The sequence below is a fragment of the Mesorhizobium sp. M0598 genome, from assembly GCF_040320865.1.
GTDB lineage: Bacteria > Pseudomonadota > Alphaproteobacteria > Rhizobiales > Rhizobiaceae > Mesorhizobium.
Genome location: NZ_JAMYQL010000025.1, coordinates 26,878 through 49,399, shown reverse-complemented (window position 1 = coordinate 49,399; position 22,522 = coordinate 26,878). Strand labels below are relative to the sequence as shown.

Sequence of the window (22,522 nt, the reverse complement as noted above, 5' to 3'; positions counted from 1 at the left end):
AGCGCGCGGCGGAACAGCGATGTCACTTGTAGGGGTCCGCGGCGTCCCGCAACCCGTCGCCGAGGAAGTTGAACGCCAAGATGACGAGAACGACGGGGAGCATCGGCAAAAGCAGCCATGGATAGAACGCGATCACGCTGACGCTGCGCGCCTCGGTGAGCAGGATGCCCCAGCTGGTTATCGGCGCCCTCAGGCCGAGCCCGAGGAAGCTCAGCGCCGTCTCGCCCAGGATCATGCCGGGTATCGAGATCGTCGCCGTCGCGATCAGATGCGACATGAAGCCGGGGATGAGATGCCGCCCGATGATGCGGCTGCTTTTGGCGCCCATCAATTGCGCGGCCAGAACGTAATCCTCCTCGCGCAAGGCTAGAAGCTTCGAACGCACGGCCCGCGCCAGTCCGGTCCAGTCGAGCAGCCCGAGGATGACGGTGATGCCGAAATAGATCAGGATCGGACTCCAGGTTATCGGCATGATCGCCGCCAGAGCCAGCCATAGCGGAATGCTGGGGATCGATTGCAGAACTTCGATTATCCGTTGGACGATCAGGTCGAAGATACCGCCGTGATAGCCGGCCAGTCCGCCGATGACAATGCCGAGCAGGAAGCTGAAACTGATGCCGACGAGGCCGATTGTCAGTGAAATGCGTGCGCCATAGATGATGCGCGAGAGCACATCGCGCCCCAGCCTGTCAGTGCCGGCCAGAAAGAGCTGGCCGTTTTCGGCGGGGCAGACAAAATGCCTGTCACCTTCGATAAGGCCCCAGAACCGGTAACTGTCGCCCTTGCAGAAGAAACGGATCCGCTGAACATCATCCTGTTTCTCGATGTAGTTCCGCTTGAGCGTGTCCATATCCAGCGTCATCTGGCGGCCATAGACGAACGGCCCGACGAACTGGCCGTTGTGGAACAGGTGCACCCGCTGCGGCGGCGAATAGATGTAGTCCATGTTGCGCGTGTGCAGATCGTAGGGCGCCAGGAACTCGCAGATCAGTATCCCGCAATAGAGCGCTGCCAGGAATATGCCGGATACAAGGGCAAGCCGGTGCCGACGGAATTTCCACCACATCAGCCGCAACTGCGACGCCTGAAAGACCTTCGACTGCTCCGGAGTCATCGCCTCGACCGACTGCAGGTCAAAGGGCGCGATGGAAACGTAGTGTTGCAGTGGGGCGCCCGGAGCGGGCAGCGGCGATGGCGTGTTCATTTGGTGCTGCCGCCTTGCAAACGAATTCGCGGATCAAGTAGCGCCAGCGCCAGGTCGGAAATCAGGACGCCGATGACCGTCAGGAAGGCGAGGAACATCAGGAACGACCCTGCCAGATACATGTCCTGGCTTTGCAGCGCCTTGATCAGCATCGGCCCGGTCGTCTCCAAAGACAGCACGATTGCCGTGATTTCGGCGCCGGAGATGATGGCCGGCAGGATAGAGCCGATATCTGAAATGAAGAAATTGAGCGCCATGCGCAGCGGATATTTGACCAGCGCCCTGAAGGGATGAAGGCCTTTGGCGCGCGCGGTCACGACATATTGCTTATGTAGCTCATCGAGCAGATTGGCGCGCAGCCGCCGGATCATGCTTGCCGTGCCCCCGGTGCCGATGATCAAGACCGGAATCCAGAGATGGGCGAGGATCGACTTCGCCTTGGCCCAGCTCATCGCCTCGCCGAGATATTGCTGGTCCATGAGATGGCCGATAGACGTGCCGAACCAGATGTTGGCGAAATACATCAGGATCAGCGCCAGCATGAAGTTCGGAATCGCAAGGCCGAGAAGGCCGAAGAAAGTCAGGCCGTAGTCGCCCCAGCTGTATTGATGCGTGGCAGAGTACATGCCGATCGGAAAGGCGATGAGCCAGGTAAAGATGATCGTGACGAAGGAAACCAGCACCGTCAGCCACATTCGGTCCCCGACGACGTCGCGAACCGGCAGCTCATATTCGAAGGAATAGCCGAAATCGCCGTGCAGCATCCCGCCGACCCAGTAGAAGTAGCGAATGACCGGTGGCTTGTCGAAACCATATTCCTTGCGCATCATCTCGATGCGATCGGAATCCACCGCTTCGCCCTGAGCCCGAAGCTCGGCAACATAGCTGTCGAAATAGTCGCCTGGGGGAAGTTCGATGATCGTGAACACCAGTGCCGATATGACCAGCAGCGTTGGAACCATCACGGCGATGCGCCAGACAAAATATCGAAGCACGCTCAGGACTCTCCAAGCCAGAATGTATCCGGCATATAGACACCGAAATAGGCGGTCGGGTCGTAGCCGTAGAGCGCCTTGTCAGGCAGATTGCGCAGCCGCGAGGACGCCAGAACCGGCTGATGCGTTCCGTTTACCGTGCCGATCGAAAACACCTGATCGGTATAGATCGACAGCATTGAATTCCAGATCTCGGCGCGCTCCGTGGCTTCGGTCGATGCGTTCCAGCGCTTGAGTAAAGCCATCAACTCGACCACGGGCGGGAGATCGGGCGCTTCGCCGACCTTGCCACGGGACAAGTAGTGAGCACCCCAGAGCGGCCATTGCAGCTGGTCATCGACGGTGGGGGCCAGTTGGTAGGGGTTCATGTCGGCGGTCGGCACGCCATTGTCGATGCCCGACCACATCGACATCATGATCTGGCCACCAAGCGCGCGGCTGCGGAAGATGTCGCGCTGCGAAGTCCGGATGAACAGGGCGATGCCGATCTTGCGCCAGTGATCGGTGATGAGCTCGAGCGCGTCGGTTTCCAGCGTGCTTTCGCCGGCCGTTTCCACTACGAGCTGCGCCGGGCGTCCGTCGGGAAGTATCCGCAGGCCGTCATCGTCACGCGCCTGAAGCCCGACCTCGTCGAGCAGGGCATTGGCCTGGTCGGGATCATGGGCGACCCAGGCTTTCGCGAATTCCGGCCGGTAGAGCGGGCTCTCCGGCAGGACCGTATCGGCACTTTCCTGCGCCAATCCGTAGAACACAGCCAAATTGATCTCGCGCCTGTCCACAGCGAGCGAAAGTGCGCGGCGCACGCGCACGTCACGAAAAAGGCCACGCCACACCTGGTCGGCACAATTCAGATTGGGCAGCAGCGCCAGCCGCGAACCTTGTGTGCGTTTCCAGAGATGCATCTTCACCGGGTAGCGCTTCTCCGCATCCTTCAGGAAGGAGTAATCGGTGAAGTCAATTCCCATGCCTTGCAGGTCGCTCTCGCCCGCACCGGTCTTGGCGGAAATGATCGCCGACGAGCTGACATTCATGACAATCCGGTCGACATAGGGCAGTTGCCGGCCATTCTCGTCTATTCGATGAAAGAATGGGTTCCGCTCGAAGACGAACTGCTCAGCCGGCGGCTTGGTCCGGTTCTGCCAGGGATCGAGCGTCGGCAGTTCCGGGTTCTCCGGGCGATACTGCCGCGACATGCGGATATGCAAGAGCGTCCATTTCTGGGCCCGGTTCTCCTTCATTAGGCCGGCGAGCCGGAATGGATCCTGGTATTTCTTGTGGAACTGCTTGAGATAGGCGGCCGGCAGAACAAGCGATAGGGGCGAAGCAGCGGCGAGCTTGGGCAGGAAGTCGGGATTGGGCGCATTCCAACTATAGCGGACCGTCAACGGATCGACGATCTCGAAGCGTGGCGGCTTGCCGTCCGCCAGCAGGGCCGGGGCGAGCCCGCCTTGCGAAAGCTCATCGTTCAGCCAGACATCTTCCCAGCAATAGCGAAAATCCTCCGACGTCAGCAGGCTACCGTCAGACCATTTATGTCCTTCTCGTATCTTGAAAGTGAAGACACGATCATCCGCTACATCGAAACTTTCGAGAATGTCGGCTTGCAGGTTAAGCTTTTCGTCATAGCCGACCAGGCGAGCGTACCCGTAGATCGTCATCATCCGGATATCTTTCTGGCTGCCGATGATCGTGCGCAGCGTGCCGCCATATTGGCCGGGCTGCCGGCCCATCGCAGCGAGATTCAACGCGCGCGGGCGCTTGGGCAGGCGTTCGGCAAGTGCCGGCAGCGCTCTGGCCTTCAGCTGCGGCTCAAGAAATTCCGGCTCCAGATCGCCGGCGCGCAACGTGCCCGGCAGAAATGCCGAAGCCATGAGTCCAAGGACGGTGCGCCGGCCGATCAATGGCGTAGCTCGCTGACATCGGCCGAACGTCGGGCCAGCACGAGGTGGCCGCCGCCAAGATCGAGCGGCGACAGCATATCCTCGTCGCCTTCGTCGCGGAATTGCGGTCCCCATGCGCTGGTGTCGGAAGCGCCGCTGAGTTTCAGCGTCTTGAAATCCATCGGCCTGTCGAGATCGGGGAAAGGTACTGCGGCGACCAGTGAGCGCGTGTAGGGGTGGACCGGTTTCCTAAGCAGAATTTCGCGCGGCGCGAGCTCGACGATACGCCCGCCGCACATCACCGCGATGCGGTCTGCCATGTAGTCCACCACCGCCAGGTTGTGGGATATGAATAGGTAGGTCAGGCCCAGTTCCTTCTGCAGGTCCTTCAGAAGGTTCAGGATCTGCGCCTGGACAGAGACATCGAGTGCCGAAACCGGCTCGTCGCAGATCAGGAGTTCAGGCCCCAGCGCCAACGCGCGCGCGATGCCGATACGCTGACGCTGCCCGCCGGAGAAACTATGCGGATAACGCTTTATGAAGCGCGGGTCGAGCCCGATTGCCTGCATCAGGCTCTTGACCGTGGCGAGTCGGGACGCGGCATTGCCACGTCGATGGATTTCCAGCGGCTCGCTCAAAATGTTCTCCACCGTCATGCGGGGTGAAAGCGACGAAACCGGATCCTGGAAGACCATCTGGATTTTCGCGCGCAGCATGCGCAGGGCGTCTCCCTCGGCTTCCAAGACGTCGATCGGACCATCGCGGCCATTGAAGATCACAGAGCCGCCGCTAGGGGTGACAGCCCGCATGAGGATCTTGCTGACGGTGGTTTTGCCGGAGCCGCTTTCGCCGACAAGACCCAGGCACTCACCCCGCCTGATATCAAAGCTCACGCCGTCCACGGCGCGAACAGAGGTTTGATGATCTCCGCCGAACCATCCGGACTTGCGGATCGTGAAGGTCTTTGTCAGATCCCTGACCGACAGCAGGATGTCGTCCGGCCCCTTCGATGCCGGCGCCGTCTGCTTGCCGAGCAGGTTCCCGACATTCACCGGCACCTCGCGGAGCGCCTTTAGCCTTTCGCCGGGCTTCAGGTCGAAATGCGGAACGGCTGCCATCAGGCCCTTCAGGTAAGGGTGGCCCGGCCGGCGGAATATCGCCTCCACAGGTCCCGCTTCCATGATCTCGCCATGGTACATGACCACCACCTCGTCGGCGACGTTGGCGACTACGCCAAGGTCGTGCGTGATCAGCAGCATCGCCATGTTCAGCTTCGTCTGAAGCTCGCGCAGCAATTGCAGGATTTGCGCCTGGATGGTGACGTCCAACGCCGTCGTCGGCTCGTCGGCGATCAACAGCGCGGGCCGGCAGATAAGCGCCATGGCGATCATGGCGCGTTGACGCAATCCTCCCGAAAGTTCAAAGGGATACATGTCATAGGCGCGCTTGGGGTTGGGAAAGCCGACAAGTCCGAGCATTTCCTTGGTCCGCGCCTTGCGCTCCACCCAAGCCATGGGCGTATGAATCTGCAGGGATTCGCTCACCTGATTGCCGATCGTATGCAGCGGCGACAGTGATGTCATCGGCTCCTGAAATATTTTGCCGATGCGGCTGCCTCTCAACGCCCGGATTTCGGGTCCGTCACGCGGCATCTGCAGGATATCCTGCGTTGTGCCGGGCTTTTCAGGATCGGAAAACAGGATACGGCCGCGAACATGGGCTGTGTTCGGCAAAATGCCCATCACTGCCTGGCTAAGAACCGATTTTCCGGAACCGGACTCGCCCACAAGCGCGGTAACCTTGCCGGGCAGGACGCGAAGATTTGCACGCCTGACGGCATGCAACGGTCCCCCTATAATGGCAAAAGAGATGCCAACATCCTCGATCCGCAGCAGATCAACGCCCAAATTCATTCTCACACCAGCCCCCACTCTGGCAGGTCCAGAAGGCGAGACTAGCGCATTGCCAGCCTAGAGCAACTTGGATTCGAACAGTCCCCAGTTCCCTGGCGGAACCGGCGACCGGACTGCATACCAAACGCGTTCGGATCAGATCGTGGCGGTTACTGGAGCTTCCTCGGGTCGCCCGCGGACGGCCGCGCGGCATTGCGATGAAGCAGCATGACCTGCTCGGCGTCCGATATTCGGTCGTAAATCGGCTCCAGCGCACCGTCTTCGTCGAGCGAGAGAGTACCCGACAAATCGGGTGAAAGCACCGTTAGCTTCTGCCTGATGCCCGCCAGTTCCTCCATGCCGAGCGCCAGCCAGTTGTTGGCGCCGCAATAGCCGGCGAAGTCTTTGCTGGCGAGAACGCTGTGCGGATATTTCTTGGTCAGGGTCTGGAGGCGCTGGACCTCGTTTACAGCCGAGCCGAAAACAGAGAATGTGAGCCGGTCGGTAAGCCCGACATTGCCGAACATCACATTGCCGACATGCAGGCCGATACCATAGTTTATGTCGCTCAATCCCTGCTGCTTTCTGCGCAGATTGAGATCCATCATGCGCGCGGTGGCCTTGTGCGCTGCTGCAAGAGCAGCCTGGCAGGCGATCTCGGACTGTGAACGGTGCCTTGCGCAAGGGTAGACGGCAATGAAGCCATCACCTATGAAACTCATGATCTGCCCGCCCTTGCGATTGAAAGGTGCAGCAGCGGCGTCGAAAAACTGGTTCAGCGTATCGATATAGACTTCGCGGCCGGAGGTTTCGGCAAGTCTTGACGACCCGCGCATGTCGCCCATGACCAGTGCCGCCCGGATTGTATCACCCTCGCCGCGCTTGATCTGGCCGTCGAGCACGCGCCTGCCGGCGTCGCCGCCGAGATAAGTGGTCATCATGTTGTCGGCAAGCTTGGTGAGCACCGCCATCTTGGTTGCGATAGCGAGATGGTTCTGGATGCGCAGCAGCGCCGAAATCATGCTGTCGCTGAAGCCTGCAGCACTGTCGGTGGACCAAGACCCGATCATGCCCTGACTGGTGTTGCCGCTGAAGGGATGGACGAAAGCCATGTAATCGGTGACGCCCATCAGCTTGAGGTCATCGAAAACAGGAAATTCCGACGGCACCGACGGGTCGAGCCGGCGCCGCAGATGGTCGAGCTTGTGGCTGAGCAGATGGTAGTATGGGCTGGTCAGGAATCTGTCGGAATGAACGCCGTTCTCCTTGCGGAAGCCTTCCACTTCCAGGCCCTGGCCGCGGAGCCAGGTGAAGCCGAGCGCGTCATAAAGCGGATGAAGCATCGAAAAGCTCAAATGCACCCGCTTCAACGGCAGGCCGGCAGCAGCCAGCCGTTCACAAAAGCCCCTTACCAATGTTTCCAGGTCGTCGCCCGCCAACGCCGATTGGGTCAGCCAATCGGCAACCTTATCCATGAGAATGGCAGAAATTTCTGCTTGCGCTGTGCTCATGCTATCTCGAAATCTCCTTGCACAAATTCGCCGGCTCGGACGCCGTCAGGCCTTCACCACCGTCTCTCGGGCTAGCCCGAGGCGGCCAAAAATATTGCGTGTGTCGACGATCAGTAGAGCGTGATCCGCGATCGCCTGATAGTCGATCGCGTCGTGGTCGGTTGCAACGACGACAGCGTCGAAATCCTTCAAGGCCACCTCGGTCAATTCGACCGAGCGACGCCCCTTGATCGCCATATGCTCCCGTGTGGCCGGGATTTCGGTAACATGCGGATCGTGGAATTCCGCCTTGCCGCCCCATTCCTCGATGAGTTCAATGAGCCGCAATGAGGGGCTTTCGCGGATGTCGGGCACATTCTTCTTATAGGCGAGCCCGATGATGAGAATGCGCGAGCGGCTGAGCGCCTTGCCGCAGCGCCGGTCCAGCGCCTTCGCCAGTTCATCGACCACATGACGCGGCATGGCCGTGTTGATCTCTGCCGCCAGCTCGATGAAGCGGGTCGGCAGTTCGTATTCGCGAGCCTTCCACGTCAGGTAGAAGGGATCGATCGGAACGCAGTGCCCGCCAAGTCCAGGGCCAGGATAGAAAGGCATGTAGCCGAAGGGCTTGGTCTTTGCCGCCTCGATCACCTCCCAGATGTCGATTCCCATCGCACCGAGCACGATCTTCAACTCGTTGACGAGGGCTATGTTGACCGAGCGGAAGATGTTTTCCGTCAGCTTGACCGCCTCGGCGGTCGCCGTGGTGGAAACCGGAACGACGGTCTTGACCACGCCATGGTAGAAAGCCTGCACGAGCGTCGCCGCTTCAATGCCGTCACCTGCCACGACCTTGGGGATCGTCGCGACTTCAAAGCTGCGGTTGCCGGGATCCTCGCGTTCGGGCGAGAAGCCGAGGAAGAAGTCTATCCTCGACTGCAAGCCGATTTTTTCCAGGATGGGCTTGATCACGTCGTCGGTGGTGCCGGGATAGGTGGTCGATTCCAGCACGATCAGCTGGCCGAGACGCAGATGCTTCGCGATGGTGCCTGCGGTGTTCCTGACAAAGGAGAGATCCGGCTCGCGGTGTTTCGTCAGTGGTGTCGGAACGCAGATGATGATGACATCGCAGACGGCCAGTTCGGCAAAATCCGCAGTGGCGCGGAACCGTCCGCTCGCCACCTGGCCGGCAAGGGCTGTCGACGTCACCGCCTCGATGTAGGATTGTCCGTTGTTCAGGCTCTCGACCTTTTGGGCTTCGATGTCGAAGCCGCAAACAGGGAAGCCGGCGCGTGCGATCGCAACCGCCAGGGGCAACCCGACATAGCCCAGTCCGATCACGCCGACTTGCGCGGCACGCGTCGAAATCCGGTTCAGAAGACGGTCATATGTCGATCGTGAGGCGTCCAAAAATCTGCTTCCCGTCAATTCGGACAGGCCGTCCGCTTCCATGGTGAGGCTCACCGCTCACAAGAGCCCCGAGGCATATTGCGGAAAATCGATGTCCGCAAGCCGTCAGACCGGCACCTTCGCCTTAAGGCTTGTGGCAGCCATCGCATAGCCGCCGGCGGCGCCATCGATGAAATGAACGTGATCGCGCTGCAGCGGCGATGCGACGAGGCATGTCATCAAGGCCGATTTCTGGCGGTGCAGGCCATAGTTGCAGATGCCCGCCTCTTCCGCCTGTTTCAGCCGGTTCTCGATCCGTTGCAACACATCCGCGTCAACGTCGATGGTCATCTTTAAGCCATCGTCGAACTTCCGGAAATCCGAATTGCTGGCCACTTCGCGTTTATAGATCTTCGGATCGAATCTGCCGATCGTCCAGCCATATCTATCCGTAACAGCCGTAAGCGTCATCAGGAACACTATCCACAGCTTCGACAGCCACCGCCGTCCTGCCGGCGCCGTGGCCCGCGCCTCGATATCGAGGCCGGCGGGCAGCAAACTGTAGTCCGGCCCGTTCACCGGCACCGGGTGGCCATCGCGTTCCTGCCTGCTGGCAAGGGCGATGATGTCGGAAACCAGAAACTGAAAACCGCGCAAGTCGCGCGACGCCCCCGGTATGGCGATGATCGAGACGATTTCGCCATGCCGGGCTTCGATCGGGTTCCAGCGGCACGAGAGGCCGGTCAGGTCCGGCCGCGCGCCGGCCGGCGCAGGATCGATGCGGTAGCGCCCCGCTTTCATCTCGGCTTCCGCCCAACTGCCGCCACCTCCGGCGAACATGGCATAGAAGACCGCATCGGAGGCCTGGAACCTCGCCACGCGAACGTCGAGGCCTTGCGCTCTTATATCCTTTATCGGCACGATTGCGGCACGCAAGGTCAGATCCAGTTCGTCCGCCACCCATCTCTGGACAGCCGCCAGCGCGTTGCGGGTGATCTCCAGCGCCGAGCCGGGAAACGCCACGAGCGCGCCGTCGCCGCCGAAGACAAAGGGAAGATCTTGCCTACCCAGCGCATTGAGCAGCGCCGAAATGACGCTGGCACCGGCCATATTGACGGTTTTATAGCGCCCCGCCTCGATCGCCTTGGTCGAGCCGACGATGTCTGCGGTGGCCAGCGCCCAGCCATCGGGGAGAGGCCGATAGTTATCGATATCGACAACGCTTTCAAACTTTGCGAAGACCGGCAGAGAAGCAACAAACGGATCGGACGCGGCAGCTGTTTCCATGAGCATCAGATAGCACATTCCAGTGCTTGAGGGTGAAGTCGATCATGCTTCGAAATTGACTTGCGCAGGCTTTCCGATGATAGGGTCCGGGGATGCGAATTGCCTTCTATGCGCCGCTGAAGTCGCCCAATCATCCCGTTGCCTCCGGCGACCGCCAGATGGCACGGATGCTGGTCAAGGCGCTGGAGCATGGAGGACATAGCGTCGAACTGGCATCCGAATTGCGCTTCTATCTACGCGAACCGGATTCGAAAAGTTTCGATGCGCTCAAGATCGAGGCCCGGGAGGAAGCCGCGCGGCTGGCAAGGCTTTGGGATCGTGACGGCAAGCCCGATCTGTGGTTCACCTATCATCCCTATTACAAGGCGCCCGACCTGATCGGGCCCGAACTGGCGTTGGCCTTTGGTGTCCCCTATGTGACAACGGAAGCCTCCTATTCGAGGCGGCGCAACACCGGTTTGTGGGCCGATACGCAAGCGTTGGTGGCGCGAGCCGTCGAACAGGCGGCGCTGAACATCTGCTTCACGCAAAGGGATCGTCAGGGACTGGCAGATGCGGTACCCGACGCCGCTTTCGGCATGCTTTCGCCCTTCATCGACACATCGCTATTCCGGGAAACGCCGGCACGAGGTTGTCCGACGCGCCTCGTTACCGTCGCCATGATGCGCCCGGGCGACAAACTCGAAAGCTATCGCATGCTGGCGCAGGCGCTCGGTTCGATCGGTCACCTGCCCTGGACCATGTCGGTCGTCGGGGACGGACCTGCCCGCGAGGAGATCAAAGCGCAATTCGCCGGCTTGCCCGCCGAGCGTATCGAATGGCTTGGCGCGATTGAGCCAGCCGCCGTGCCGGATGTCCTCTACAGTGGGGGAATTTACGTCTGGCCGGGTTTCGGCGAGGCCTATGGCGTTGCCTATCTTGAAGCACAGGCCGCCGGCCTTCCGGTTGTGGCTCAGGACGTCGCCGGCGTGCCGGAGGTCGTCCGGAATGGCCAGGCCGGGTTTCTCACCCCGCCGGACGATGTGGCGGCGTTCGCTTCTGCCATTGAAAGGCTTCTGGCCCGTAACGACGAAAGATCCATCATGGCCGCAGAAGCCAGACGTTTCATCCTCGAAGAACGTTCTCTCGGTGCTGCAGCGGCGCGTCTGGCCGAACTTCTTGCAAAGATCCCGGTCTCATGACATCCGATCAAATCTGGCAACCCTTGGTGGAGGAACTGGCGAGCCGGCAACGGGCGGACCGTAAGGCAGAGTTCTGGCTGCGCGACGATGACGCCGTGGATCCGACGCCTGCGCTTGATCGGTTGCTCGACCTCACCGGTGAATTCGCGGTTCCGGTGACTCTGGCCGTCATTCCCGCCCTGACTGACGAGAAGCTTGTCGTTCGGCTTGACGAGGCGCCGCATGCCACGGTCGCCATCCATGGCTGGGCGCACCGAAATCATGCGCCCGAGGGCCAGAAGAAGCAGGAGCTCGGCGCGCATCGGCCACGCGAGGCGGTGCTCGATGATCTGGCTCGCGGGCTGGCGCACATAACCGGCCTGCACGGCGCACGTGCCGTTCCGATGCTGGTGCCACCCTGGAACAGGATCGACGCCGGCTTGGTATCCGACCTTGGATCGATAGGGTTTTCGGCATTGTCGGTCTATGGGCCGCCAAGGCCGGCTTCACTTGCGGTCATCAACAGCAATGTCGACATCATGGATTGGCATGGCACGCGCGGCTGCCGCGATCATGGCCTATTGGTTCAGGCTATCATTGCGCAATTGCAGCATGCATTCGATGGGGGCGAACCGGTGGGCCTGCTCACCCACCATCTCGTACATGATGAATCGGCCTGGCTCTTCCTCGAACGGCTGTTCACAGTCACCGCACAGACTGAAGCCTGCGCATGGCTTCCGATCAGGACATTGATGGGGCGCAGCGCCGGTAGAACAATTCCAGGAAGGTATGAACGGTTTCCGTCCGGAATTGCGTCAAAACAAAGAGATAGAGGAAAATAGCTCAGCGCTTTTTGCGCAATGAGACTGGAAGTTTGAGCGTCTGGCCATCCCGCGCGACAAAAGCGCCGGTAAACCTGTCCTTGGCCAGTTTCTGGATCTTGTCCAGTTCCTTGTCGGTGCGTGTCGGATCGTGGTGAAACAGTGCAAGCCTCCGCGCACCGGCCGCCTCACAGAGCTTGACGCCCTGTTGCCAAGTCGAGTGCCCGTAACCGCGGCGGCGTTCCATTTCCTCCTCGGTGTAGGTGCAATCGTAAATGACGAGGTCGGCATCTTCGATCAGGCCGAGCACCGCCTGATCGAGTTTGTCCGGCTCGTGCTCAGTGTCTGTGATCACCGCCACGACGCCGCCGCCCCATTCGACCCGGTAGCCTATGCAGCCGCCCGGATGCATAAGACTGCCGGTTCGGACCACCACCCCTTCGCGCGGGCGAAGCACGTCTCCAGATACGAAATCGCGATAGTCGAGGCTTGCCTTGCAGGCCTCCAGTTTCACCGGAAACCACGGCGGCCGCATGAACTCATCGACCATCTGCCGGGTCGTCATGTGTCCTGCAAGATGCCCGGACCAAAGCGTAACCTTGGCGCCCCGGTCATAGATCGGCGCAAAAGACGGCAGCCCGATGATGTGATCGTAATGGCAATGGGTGAAAAGCAGGTCGAAATCGGTCACGCCCAACGCCTGAAGCGCCGCGCCGGCAGGCCGTAGGCCAGAGCCTGCGTCGAACAGAAGCGTATGCTTACCGCATCGCATCTCGACACAGATTGAGTTGCCGCCATAGCGAGAGAATTCTGGCCCTGATACCGAAATGCTGCCGCGGACACCCCAAAACCTGACCAGGAAAACGTTGTCGTCCATGCTACCCCTTCGCCCATCATATCCAAACAACTGCTGCTAGGCGAGACAGGCTTTCTCCGGGTGATCTTCTCAGCGAGAGGACAGTGCCGTCACGACGGCGAGGATCGAGCGCACGTCCTTCGTTATTTGGCGCTTCGTGCGTCGATCAGATCCGCGGTCGTATGGCTTAGGCGATCGGCAAGAACCCGCAATATCTCGATGGTCATTTCCGGGAACTCCCTCATAAGCCTCAGGAAATGATCCTTGCGGATTCTCAGGGCTTCCAGCGGACTTGCCGCTCTGACGGTGGCAGTGCGGGAGCTGTTGCACAATATGGCGATCTCGCCAACGATCGAATTTGGCTCCAGTTCGGCAACTTTTATCGGTCCGCTGTCGGAATCGACAAGAATATCCGCCCTGCCTGAAAGGATGACATAGGCGGCGTCTCCCTCGTCGCCCTGCCGGAAAAGGATCTGGCCGGCGCTGTAGCTCACACGATCGGATGTGAACGCAAGCAGCTTGAGCTTTGTCGGCTCGATGGCAGAGAACAAGGGAACGCGTTGCAGCATTCCAACTTCATCCTTGAGCAGCATTGTCGCAAACCTTCCAAAATTCGCGTTTGCCAGACTAGAGCAACGGACGCCCAGATGGAATCAATTCTCTTTCCGGGATGGCGAGACAAACCACGCGAAAGGTGGCGAGCCCGATGTCCGGCACCGGCAGAATGATCCCATCTGAATGTCCGTTGCTCTATGACAACAGTTCCTTGAAGATACCGTTCCCTGCCAAAAGTGTCTCGTGTGTTCCGTCTTCCGCCAATTGACCCGAGTCGAAGACGATAACGCGATCGAACATCATCGCCATTGCCGGATTCGTCACGACCCACACAATTGCCGGCGAATGGCCGTCGCGCCTGGCTTCCTCGAGCACATTTCGCAGCACCTTATCCTGCATGCGCTGGTCGAGCGCCGACAGCGGCCGGTTGAGAATGAGAAAATCGGGACGCTTGAGCAAGGCCCGGGCAACATCGAGCTTCTGTCGCTGTCCACCGGTCAGCCGCCTGCCGCCGGAGCCGACGTTGAAGTCCAGGCCGACATCCAGAAGTTCGCCATAAAGCCCCAGTTCGTCAAGAATGTCATAGACGATGGAGCGTATGCGGTCGGGCGCGTCGGGATGATTGTTGCCCACACGCCCGAACAGGACATTATCCATGACGGTGGCCGCGGCAATGTATTTGGCAGGATCATACCGTTCGACCGCATTGTGCAGCTCGGGCGGCAGGTCTTCATAGAACCGGTTGCGTGCAGCGACGATCTTGCTCATCAGCTCGTCGCTCAGCAGGCCGAAGCGGTGCCGGGGCTCGATGTAGGCAAAGCTCAAGGTGACGATCATGGCGCGATCGTTCTCCGAAACCGCCTCGTAGGGACGGTTCTTGAGCCGTTGCAGCAAGGTTTCGTAGGCGGGTATCTCCTCCGCGCTCATGAAGGCGAGCTGCTGGAAGAACTGGTGATCGGGCGGCAGGTCGGCAAACAGCTCGATCGCCTGTTTGGCGATCTCCAAGCCCATTTCGTAGAGCGTGCGGTCGAGGCCGGCTTGCCTCAGCACGGAAGCAAAATAGGGATTGGCCGCCAGGGCCCTGTCGGCCAGTTCGGGGCCGGCGGCAGCGCCGAAGAGCAGGTTTTGGCCGATCGTTGCTTCCTTGTTGTAGGCGCCCGGTTCGAAAGGAACCACCAATCCGCTCAGCCCCTCTTGTTCCAGCCGGGTCCGCAGCGCCGCACGCAGTTCGACGATCCGCCTGGCAAGCTCCGTGTGACGCGTGAGGTCGGCCGAAGAGCGCAAGCCGAGATCCAGAATGTCACGCGACAGAACAACCGCGTCGAGCACCCGGCGCACGGCTTCAAAGAGGTCGTGCGGGCCGGTAGCGCCAGCGGAAGCATAGTTGATCCAGTCGCTGTGGATATCAAGATCCGGATTGCCCGACCGGCGCGCCTCGTGAATGTTCCAGCGGTGCTGATCTGCCGCAGCACCGTCATAAGGCACCGATGTCAGCGGCGCATGCTTCAACCCGTAGAGCAGGTTGTCGCGGAGGCTTGCCTGGAACAGGAAAACATCCGACGAGGCATACGACATCCGCCGGCCGGTTACTGCTTCGGGGAGTTCAAGCAGGTCGTCGGTGCCCGAAGCGACCCTTCCGCTGTCCGGCCAGTTCAGCCTCGCGAAGGCTTCTGCAAGCGCCTCCGCTCCACCTGTTGCGGTACTGACCAGTGCCACCGCCTCACCCGGCTTGACCTGGAGGGAGATACGGTTGAGGAGCATTGCACCGCCATCGTCTGCTATGGACAGATTGATCGCCGACAGCGGCTTGGTCATCGGATCGGGATCGTCGATCGTCAATGCCCCGATTTTCGGCGCGATGAGACCTTCCACGGTGAACTGTTCAACGACCTGTTGATATTTGACCTGGACATCCTGCCGATCCTGATCCCAGTCGATCAGTTCCTTCATCGGTCCGGGCAGGTCCTTGTAGGCGCCGATCACGGCCACGAGCTGGCCGACGTCCAGCCGCCCCTGGAGGACCAGATACCCGCCGATCATGTAGAACAAAAAGGGCGTGAGCTGCGCGAGAAAATTGTTGAGGAACTTCACCATGAATTTCCATTGGTAAAGATCGAAGCGGATCTTGAAGATGAGCCCGAGCCGGGCAGCTATGTCGGCGCGCTCGTAGTTTGATGTATCGTGGACGTGAACCGCGCCGATGCCATCGACGATTTCGCCAACCCGGCCCGAAAGCGCGCGCGCCGTCAACTGCCGTTGGCGCCCGAGCACGATCAGCCGCCGCCGCATTCGCGGGATGAGCACGATCTGGATCGCCACGATCACGACCGCTATCATTCCGAGCCAGACGTTCTGGATCATGATGAACAGCATGGCCGTCAGCGCTTGGCCGCCGAGCAGTACCGGCTGCAGGAAGGCGTCGCCGATGAAGCCGCCCAGCGGCTCCACCTCGTCCTTCACCATGGTCGCCACTTCGGCGGATTTCACCCGCTTGAAGTAAACCGGCGGAAAACGCAGCACACGGTCGACCAGATCGAAGCGGATACGCCGCAGCATGCGTTCGCCGAGGCGGCCCTTGTAGGTGTTGATGTAGAATTTGAACAGGCCGTTGATGACGACTAGCAAGAGGAACACAAGGCTCAGGGCAAACAGGGTCTCCTCGCGGTCGAGCTGAAAACCGGAGAAGAACTGGACCTCTCCAATGAACGGCAGGTTGTAGTGTAGCCTCATGAATGGCTGGGTCGCGCCCGGTTGCTCGAAGCCGCGACCTTGGATCGGTCCGTTGACGATCAGCTTCGGCAGGTCGAAGGACATGAAATACGGGATCATCGAAAGCACGACGATCATCAATATCCAGAGCTGCTGCTTCTTGGTGTGCGTCCAGATATAGCGGGCTAGGCTGGCTTCCATATGCGACTGTGGACCCTTCAGTTGGAAGGATGCAGGATGTAAAAGCACCTGCTGGCGAATGGCGTATCGGCAATTTCTTCATCGCCAACGACAAGCTCGAAGCTGCTGTGCACGGACATTGTCCTGCGCTCAACGATGCAAGGAACCTGCGAGGCGGCGCGATCCAGTTCCGGCGCATGGTCGATGGCAACGACATGGGCATTGTTGATCGGCGAAGAAAGCAGCTGGCCAAACGGTCCGCGGCTTTCGTAGGGCTTTGGCGAACAGCCGAGCAGCACGAGGCCGCAGCTGCGCGGCTGGTGCTGGCGGATGGACGCCGATGATCCGGACAGATGCAACAGGCTCTCTCCGGCACCGGGCAATAGCCAAGCGGCTTGCAGCATGATCACGTCCGCGGAATCAAACAGTCTTGCGGGAGGCAAGATTGCGTTGTGTCGCCCAAAATCCCAACATACAAGACGAATTATGATGGATGTCACGCAACCACGCAATGCCATGGACTGGCACGAGCAAGCCTTGGACCTCACGCGGGGAATTGCTGCTTATGTCAACTGCCCTCTCGTGGCAGGGCTGGCGCGCGTCGTCGCCAAGCATCCGAAGGCCGATATCGCCAACGCCTTCAACCACAAGCAGGTCGCCTGCAAGATGTGGGCGCTCGATAGGCTGTTCGAAAGCGGCGGCGGCCGCTTCGGGCGCATATGGGTTCTGGGTGGATGGTACGGCGTATTGCCGGCAATGCTTTTCAACGACGCCCGCTTCGACATCGCGGCGGTCGATAGCATCGACATCGACCCCGAAGTCGCGCCGGTCGCCCGGACCCTCAACCGGGAAGCCGGCGACCGGTTCCGGGCGCTGACGGCAGATATGTACGCACTCGACTATGCGGCCGGGCGGCCCGATCTGATAGTCAATACGAGCTGCGAACACATAGCCGATCTGCGCGCCTGGCTTGCTCTGCTTCCGCCGGGCACGAATGTACTGCTGCAATCGAACGATTATTTCAGCGAGCCGACGCACATCAACTGCGTGGCTTCGCTTGCAGCCTTCGAGGAAATGGCGGCGCTACGGGAGGTGCGGTTCTCCGGCGAACTGCCGACAAAAAATTATACGCGCTTCATGCTGATTGGAACTGTTTAATGCATTTCGCCCAAAAGCGCGTAGCGGTTTTGGGACAACGACACGCATAAAACAGGACTTGAAGCGCGTCGCACGAATCTCACCAGACGCGACGCGCGTTAGAGCATTTGCAGGAAAGTGTGGAAACGGCTTTCCGTCCGGAATTGCGTCAAAACAAAGAGACAGAGCGGTTCTGCGTGAAACGATGAACCGCTCTAGGATCTATCATGAACTTTTCCGAAACCGGGCCCCACATTTAGGGACCATGTTCGATGCCGCTCGCGCAGGATTTGCGCGGAGCGACGCGCGCCTTCCAGATCGAGACGATGCGCGGATGGCGTCGGTTCCACAAGCGCTTGTTCGATCGCTTGCGCCAAACCTTCAGGCGTCAGATCCTTTTCCATCAGCACCGTTGCAAGACCGAGTTCTTCGAGCATCAGGGCGCGAACCGTCTGTTCGGTTTCCCCGCCGGCTGCAAATGGGACGAGCAGGGAGCGACAACCCGCGCGCAGGACATCGCAGACCGTGTTGTAACCCGCCTGCGAGACTGACAGGCGGGCGCCGGTCAGCAGGCTGGCGAAATCCTCGCGGAACCGGAAGATGGACAGGCCCGGCGTGGCATCGCGTGCGATCGCGTCAAACTCGTCTTTCGGCAGGTTTGGGCCGGTGATCAAACACCATTTCCAAGCGTTGTTGGCATTCCGCGCCGCTGCGATGGTGGATCTGACAAGGCTCTTTCCGGCAGCCCCGCCGCCAACCGACACCAGAACGTCGAAGCGCTCGGAGGCCGCGGGCGATGGCGGCGCGGCAACGAGCCCCGTGTAGGTGACCTCGGCCCTGATCGCCCCAGCCAGTGGAAATGTCTTGTCGATGGTTGCGAAAGCCGGATCGCCATGGACCATAACAAGATCGAAATGCCTGTTGATGAGATCGACCGTTTCCTCGTTTCGGCCCAGCTTGACGCGCTCCTGGAGGATATCACGGACGGACGTCGCCAGCAGCGGTCTGGGCGACGTCGCGTCGATGGCCTCGATCAGCGGCAAGAGTTCGAAACGCATCTGCCGGCGTCCAAATGGAAACGCCTCGACAATGACGATATCAGGCCTGCAATCCCGGAATGCCTGCAGCAGCATCTCTGAACGCCATTTCTTGAAATCATCGTCGATCGGGTTGCCTTGCAGGTCGACAAGTCCCGAAAATCCTTCATCACCGGAGGTGACAGGTGGCAGGGTTACAGATTGTACACCCAGTCCCGGAAACCCGGCGATCGGCGCTCCGCCGGTCACGACGGTAACGTCAAACCCGTCATCGACCAGAGCCGCCGCAATGCGGCTGGCGCGCGCGAGATGGCCGATGCCGAGCAGGTGCTGGACATAGAAGAAAGCGCGCAGCCGCTTCATTCGGCGGCCCGCCACTCCCGCTCAAACAGTTCCTTGAGCTGTCCAATGCTTGCCATATGATCGAAATTGCCGCGCACGCGCCGCTCTGCGGCGTCGCCGAGGCGGTCGCGGAGCACGGGATCACGGATCAGGCGCTCCAGCGCCTGTGCCAGGGCAATCGGGTTTTCCGTCGGAACCAGCAACCCGGTTTCATCCGGCGATAAAAGCTCCGGCACGCTGGAAATATCGGTCGACACGCAGGCAAGCCGCTGGCTAGCCGCCTCCACCAGAACGTTCGGCAGACCGTCGCGGTCGCCATTTGCGGTGATCCTGCAGGCCAGGGCGAAGATGTCGGCGCGGCGGTAGCGCTCAAGCACCTCCTCCTGCGCAAGCGCGCCTTTCCAAGAGACGCGACCATCCAGGCCGAGCTTTTGCGCCAGCGCCTTGAACCGTTCCAGTTCTTCGCCGCCGCCGATATGCTCGAAACGCCACGCCAAATCGCCGGGCAACAGGGCAAGGGCCTCCAGCAACGTATCGTAACCTTTCTTTTCAACGGCGCGCCCGACACTCAGAACGACAACCGGTTCGTCCGGAGCCGAGCCGTCATGCTGCTTTCGCGCCTCGCCGAAACTGCCGAAGCGATCAAGGTCGAGCCCATGATAGCTCAGATGCACAGACGAGTTGCCGTTAGCGAGTTTTTTCAGACGATCGAAGCCGGTTTTCGTGCAAGTGACCGTCCAGCGCGCCGAGGAAAGCTTGCCGGCCAGATCCCAGTCCGCCGAAGTCCAGATGTCCTTGGCATGGGCCGAGCAGGTCCAGGGCAGGCCACGAAGCTGGCTGGCATAGCGCGTCACCGATGCAGGCGTGTGCGCGAAATGTGCATGCAGCCAGCCCGCGTTTTCCGGCCATTCGGCCGCCAGCACGAGCGCTTGCCCGAAGCGGCGCGCGCGATTGCGCGTAAAGTCGCGGGGCATATCGGCAGCCAGCGATCCGAGCGCGCGCCAGAAGCCCGGACGCAGCAGACAGGCAAACAGCGAGCGAAGCACGCGCAGCGGCTCTTCATGCAGATATTCCGGCAGATAATGGACGGGCGCTTTGATCTCGTCATGCACGGGGTGGCGTTTTTCGTCGGTCGGCCGCCTGAGCGCGACGAGTATCAGGTCGAACCCCGCACGCTCAAGACCGAGCAGTTCCTGCGCGATGAAGGTTTCGGACAGCCGCGGATAACCCTTCAGAACCACGACGATCTTGCGATGTTGCAACTCAGGTCATTCCTTCAATGACCGAAAGGTGATGGCCGGCCCGCCGGTCGAGCAGTTCCGCGACGATTTCGGAAATATGAGGCAGCCCCTCCAGCGTCAGATGCGGATTGCTCTGCGATGGGCGGGGCCGGTCCGGCAGCACCTTCAATGCATCAGCAAACCGCCGGGAATCCTCGGCTTCTTCCGGCAAAAGCATCTCGATGAGGCCGAGTTCGGCTGCGCGCCGTGCGCGGATCAGTTGTTCCTGGCGGGGCTCGACGCGCGGCACGATCAGCGCCGGCTTGTCGAAAGACAGTATCTCGCAATAGGTGTTGTAGCCGCCCATCGCCACTACCGCCTTGGCGCCGGCAATCAGGTCTTCCATGCGGTTGTCGAACTCGATGATCTTGATGTAGGGGATCTTGGACCCCTTCTTGAGCAGCTTGTTGCGCTTGCGCGCCGGCATGTAAGGCCCAAGCACGATCAGGGCTCTATGCTGCAATTGCGGATCCTGCTGATAGGCATCAATGACGTCGTGGATCAGATCGGCGCCGTCACCGCCGCCACCGGTAGTAATGAGGATATAATCGCCCTCGGGCCGGTGGCCGGGCAACTCGTTCCGCTGCAGGCTCCGTTGCAGGAAACCGACGAACCTCATCTTTGCCCTGACAGCCGGGGGCACATCCAAGCCGGTCAACGGATCGTAGAAATCCGGCGGACCATAGGCCCAGACCTTGTCGTAGAAGACGCCTATCTTGCGCATCACGTCTCTGCGTGCCCACTCTGCTTCGAGCAGATGCGGCGCATCCATCACCTCGCGCAGGCCAAGCACCAGCGTGGTGCCCCGCGTCTTGAGGTAGGACAGCGTGTCCTCAATCTCACCGCGCAGGCCGAGCGGTTCCTTGTCGACGATGAAGATATCCGGCCGGAAGGTCTCAGCTGTATGGCGGATGATCGACTGGCGCATCCTTAGCGTCTCATGCAGATCGATGTCCTTTTCCAGCGAGGTGTATTCGCCGTTGCGCAGCTTGATGACGCTGGGGATCTTCACGAAGTCGACACGGGCGCGGTAGTCGAAGGCGCCAGCGATAGTCGCACCCGAAATGATAAGCACCTGAAGTCCGCGGAAATCCTCGACCAGCGAATGCGCGATAGTCCGGCAGCGCTGCAAATGGCCGAGCCCGAACGTGTCGTGGCTGTACATGAGAATTCGAGCGTTTTCTGCGTGCTGGGTCATTGTTGAACGTCTCTTAGAATTCTCGCCTTGAGGACCGTGAGCGACCCGCAGGATTCGAAACCATCCTCGCGGGTCTACCGACCTGTTCTGAAACATGAGGGCGCAATTTTCAATTCGTATTACAAAGAGGGTCCATATGCTGAAACCAGGAAGCTACGTCTGCTCAGCGGCCTGCTTGCCACGTGGTCCAGAAGAACCTGCATCATTTCGCTGGTATTGACCATCTCGGATTCTCGGCGGCCTTGACCGCTACGATCAACGTGGAAACTCCAGAATGGAATAAGGTATGGGCTGGGTACTTCACTTCGAGCGTCTAAGCCAAGCTCCTAAACCATGATGTGCCTTGGCGGTGGGAAGCCGGAGCGTTGACGGAGTAGGGGACACGTTCGAACCGCCTAGATCTCGACTCTCAGACCAGAATCTGGGGGTCAGGAGTTCGACTCTTTTCGGGCGAGCCAATTGAACTCACTAGCTTTTTGGATGCCATGGGCGCATGAACTCGCCGATTGCAGGCGTGTCAAAGCTGACCTGTTTGCCGCCAACGACAGCGCCGGCCTTCGGACCGGCATCCGAGTCTTCGATCCCTTTCCGGTTGTGCCGCGCAGGTAATATTCGGCTTCCATATATTCGAGATTGAGGGCGAACCGGAAAAAATGTCTTCGTCTTTGACCTCATCCTGCGCATAGGCCCGGGAAACCGGGGCAAGGCCGGTGGCCGAAGCGAGCGTTGCTCCCAGGCCAAACTGCAATGCGCGGCGGCGCGAAACACGAAATGCAGGCGTGACGCGGATCCTGGCTTCCTCCCAAAGCCCGTCGGCATCAAACATTTTGGCACCTCAAAAGCGCGCCTGCGCTCCCAACTTCACGAAATGTGGAATGTTCCTCAATCGCCTTGAATGATCTCACCGATGGCCGAGCAGCGAGGTTTCCTCGACCCTAGCCTGATGTCAGCCGACGCACACTGCGCTGTAGCGGCGCCGGATCTGCCGGCAGCAAAAATCCCGCCGCTGCGGTCGTCCGAAGTACGCTGTCGATAAAATCCAGGACTTTTGCGTATCGATTTCGGACCAAGGTCCGTCTTGTAGAATACTGTATTTGAACAAAGCTAGGT

Annotated in this window: 17 protein-coding genes and 1 pseudogene; 3 read left to right on the top strand and 15 right to left on the bottom strand. The window is 60.2% G+C overall.

The features are described 5' to 3' along the window. Positions 1-22 precede the first annotated feature (22 nt). The 7 genes from NKI59_RS25150 to NKI59_RS25120 all read right to left on the bottom strand — a co-directional run bounded on the left by NKI59_RS25150 (position 23) and on the right by NKI59_RS25120 (position 10,137). Positions 23-1,204: an ABC transporter permease gene (locus NKI59_RS25150; protein ID WP_352707607.1), complete on the bottom strand. Its 1,182-nt coding sequence runs from the start codon at positions 1,202-1,204 to the stop codon at positions 23-25. After that, a complete protein-coding gene (locus NKI59_RS25145) occupies positions 1,201-2,199 on the bottom strand; it encodes an ABC transporter permease (RefSeq protein ID WP_352457164.1) in 999 nt (332 codons plus the stop codon). The genes NKI59_RS25150 and NKI59_RS25145 overlap by 4 nt, the downstream gene beginning before the upstream one ends. A gap of 2 nt (positions 2,200-2,201) precedes the next feature. Next, the gene (locus tag NKI59_RS25140) at positions 2,202-4,100 is read right to left on the bottom strand and encodes an ABC transporter substrate-binding protein (protein ID WP_352707604.1); all 1,899 of its coding nucleotides are present in this window, start codon (positions 4,098-4,100) and stop codon (positions 2,202-2,204) included. Then, positions 4,097-5,992 carry an ABC transporter ATP-binding protein gene (locus tag NKI59_RS25135; protein WP_352707602.1) on the bottom strand — a complete coding sequence of 632 codons (1,896 nt, stop codon included), beginning with the start codon at positions 5,990-5,992 and terminating at the stop codon, positions 4,097-4,099. Before NKI59_RS25135 ends, NKI59_RS25140 begins: the two co-directional genes overlap by 4 nt. Before the next feature lie 149 nt (positions 5,993-6,141). Next, entirely contained in the window at positions 6,142-7,482 is a 1,341-nt protein-coding gene (locus NKI59_RS25130) for an adenylate/guanylate cyclase domain-containing protein (protein WP_352450254.1), read from the bottom strand. Positions 7,483-7,527: 45 nt separating this feature from the next. Then, on the bottom strand, positions 7,528-8,871 hold the full coding sequence (locus tag NKI59_RS25125; RefSeq protein ID WP_352450255.1) for a nucleotide sugar dehydrogenase: 1,344 nt from the start codon (positions 8,869-8,871) through the stop codon (positions 7,528-7,530). Positions 8,872-8,976: 105 nt separating this feature from the next. After that, complete coding sequence (locus NKI59_RS25120; RefSeq protein WP_352707640.1) at positions 8,977-10,137, bottom strand: DUF3095 domain-containing protein; 1,161 nt, start codon at positions 10,135-10,137, stop codon at positions 8,977-8,979. 92 nt (positions 10,138-10,229) lie between these two features. On the opposite strand from NKI59_RS25120, the gene NKI59_RS25115 reads away from it, so the two are divergent. Both NKI59_RS25115 and NKI59_RS25110 read left to right on the top strand, forming a co-directional pair. Then, positions 10,230-11,318 carry a glycosyltransferase family 4 protein gene (locus NKI59_RS25115; protein WP_352577341.1) on the top strand — a complete coding sequence of 363 codons (1,089 nt, stop codon included), beginning with the start codon at positions 10,230-10,232 and terminating at the stop codon, positions 11,316-11,318. Beyond that, positions 11,315-12,139 (top strand): polysaccharide deacetylase family protein, encoded by an 825-nt coding sequence (locus NKI59_RS25110; RefSeq protein ID WP_352707598.1) that lies wholly within the window; start codon positions 11,315-11,317, stop codon positions 12,137-12,139. The genes NKI59_RS25115 and NKI59_RS25110 overlap by 4 nt, the downstream gene beginning before the upstream one ends. Position 12,140: 1 nt before the next feature. On the opposite strand, the gene NKI59_RS25105 is transcribed toward NKI59_RS25110, so the two are convergent. The 4 genes from NKI59_RS25105 to NKI59_RS25090 form a co-directional block, all read right to left on the bottom strand. Beyond that, positions 12,141-12,995 carry an MBL fold metallo-hydrolase gene (locus NKI59_RS25105; RefSeq protein ID WP_352577345.1) on the bottom strand — a complete coding sequence of 285 codons (855 nt, stop codon included), beginning with the start codon at positions 12,993-12,995 and terminating at the stop codon, positions 12,141-12,143. Positions 12,996-13,117: 122 nt separating this feature from the next. Then, positions 13,118-13,567 (bottom strand): cyclic nucleotide-binding domain-containing protein, encoded by a 450-nt coding sequence (locus NKI59_RS25100; RefSeq protein WP_023675957.1) that lies wholly within the window; start codon positions 13,565-13,567, stop codon positions 13,118-13,120. Between the two features lie 157 nt (positions 13,568-13,724). Further along, positions 13,725-16,439, bottom strand: coding sequence for an ABC transporter transmembrane domain-containing protein (locus NKI59_RS25095; protein ID WP_352577347.1), 2,715 nt, complete (start codon positions 16,437-16,439; stop codon positions 13,725-13,727). A 17-nt stretch (positions 16,440-16,456) separates the two neighbouring features. After that, positions 16,457-16,777: a hypothetical protein gene (locus NKI59_RS25090; protein ID WP_352529896.1), complete on the bottom strand. Its 321-nt coding sequence runs from the start codon at positions 16,775-16,777 to the stop codon at positions 16,457-16,459. A gap of 130 nt (positions 16,778-16,907) precedes the next feature. Here NKI59_RS25090 and NKI59_RS25085 point away from each other — a divergent pair, with 130 nt between their 5' ends. After that, a complete protein-coding gene (locus NKI59_RS25085) occupies positions 16,908-17,576 on the top strand; it encodes a class I SAM-dependent methyltransferase (RefSeq protein WP_156937317.1) in 669 nt (222 codons plus the stop codon). Between the two features lie 194 nt (positions 17,577-17,770). Here NKI59_RS25085 and NKI59_RS25080 read toward each other — a convergent pair whose 3' ends face one another. The 4 genes and pseudogenes from NKI59_RS25080 to NKI59_RS25065 all read right to left on the bottom strand — a co-directional run. Beyond that, positions 17,771-18,955, bottom strand: coding sequence for a glycosyltransferase family protein (locus NKI59_RS25080; protein WP_352707595.1), 1,185 nt, complete (start codon positions 18,953-18,955; stop codon positions 17,771-17,773). Next, entirely contained in the window at positions 18,952-20,196 is a 1,245-nt protein-coding gene (locus NKI59_RS25075) for a glycosyltransferase (protein WP_352577349.1), read from the bottom strand. Before NKI59_RS25075 ends, NKI59_RS25080 begins: the two co-directional genes overlap by 4 nt. Position 20,197: 1 nt before the next feature. Further along, entirely contained in the window at positions 20,198-21,412 is a 1,215-nt protein-coding gene (locus NKI59_RS25070) for a glycosyltransferase family protein (protein WP_352457171.1), read from the bottom strand. A 489-nt stretch (positions 21,413-21,901) separates the two neighbouring features. Continuing rightward, positions 21,902-22,238, bottom strand: a pseudogene (locus tag NKI59_RS25065) (ferritin-like domain-containing protein); the annotation flags it as partial. Between the last annotated feature and the right edge of the window lie 284 nt (positions 22,239-22,522).

Coding starts and splice junctions, on each gene's coding strand:
- NKI59_RS25150 (WP_352707607.1), bottom strand. CDS start 1,204: ATGAACACGCCATCGCCGCTGCCCGCTCCGGGCGCCCCACTGCAACAC.
- NKI59_RS25135 (WP_352707602.1), bottom strand. CDS start 5,992: ATGAATTTGGGCGTTGATCTGCTGCGGATCGAGGATGTTGGCATCTCT.
- NKI59_RS25130 (WP_352450254.1), bottom strand. CDS start 7,482: ATGAGCACAGCGCAAGCAGAAATTTCTGCCATTCTCATGGATAAGGTT.
- NKI59_RS25120 (WP_352707640.1), bottom strand. CDS start 10,137: ATGGAAACAGCTGCCGCGTCCGATCCGTTTGTTGCTTCTCTGCCGGTC.
- NKI59_RS25115 (WP_352577341.1), top strand. CDS start 10,230: ATGCGAATTGCCTTCTATGCGCCGCTGAAGTCGCCCAATCATCCCGTT.
- NKI59_RS25110 (WP_352707598.1), top strand. CDS start 11,315: ATGACATCCGATCAAATCTGGCAACCCTTGGTGGAGGAACTGGCGAGC.
- NKI59_RS25105 (WP_352577345.1), bottom strand. CDS start 12,995: ATGGACGACAACGTTTTCCTGGTCAGGTTTTGGGGTGTCCGCGGCAGC.
- NKI59_RS25100 (WP_023675957.1), bottom strand. CDS start 13,567: ATGCTGCTCAAGGATGAAGTTGGAATGCTGCAACGCGTTCCCTTGTTC.
- NKI59_RS25095 (WP_352577347.1), bottom strand. CDS start 16,439: ATGGAAGCCAGCCTAGCCCGCTATATCTGGACGCACACCAAGAAGCAG.
- NKI59_RS25085 (WP_156937317.1), top strand. CDS start 16,908: ATGGATGTCACGCAACCACGCAATGCCATGGACTGGCACGAGCAAGCC.
- NKI59_RS25080 (WP_352707595.1), bottom strand. CDS start 18,955: ATGAAGCGGCTGCGCGCTTTCTTCTATGTCCAGCACCTGCTCGGCATC.
- NKI59_RS25070 (WP_352457171.1), bottom strand. CDS start 21,412: ATGACCCAGCACGCAGAAAACGCTCGAATTCTCATGTACAGCCACGAC.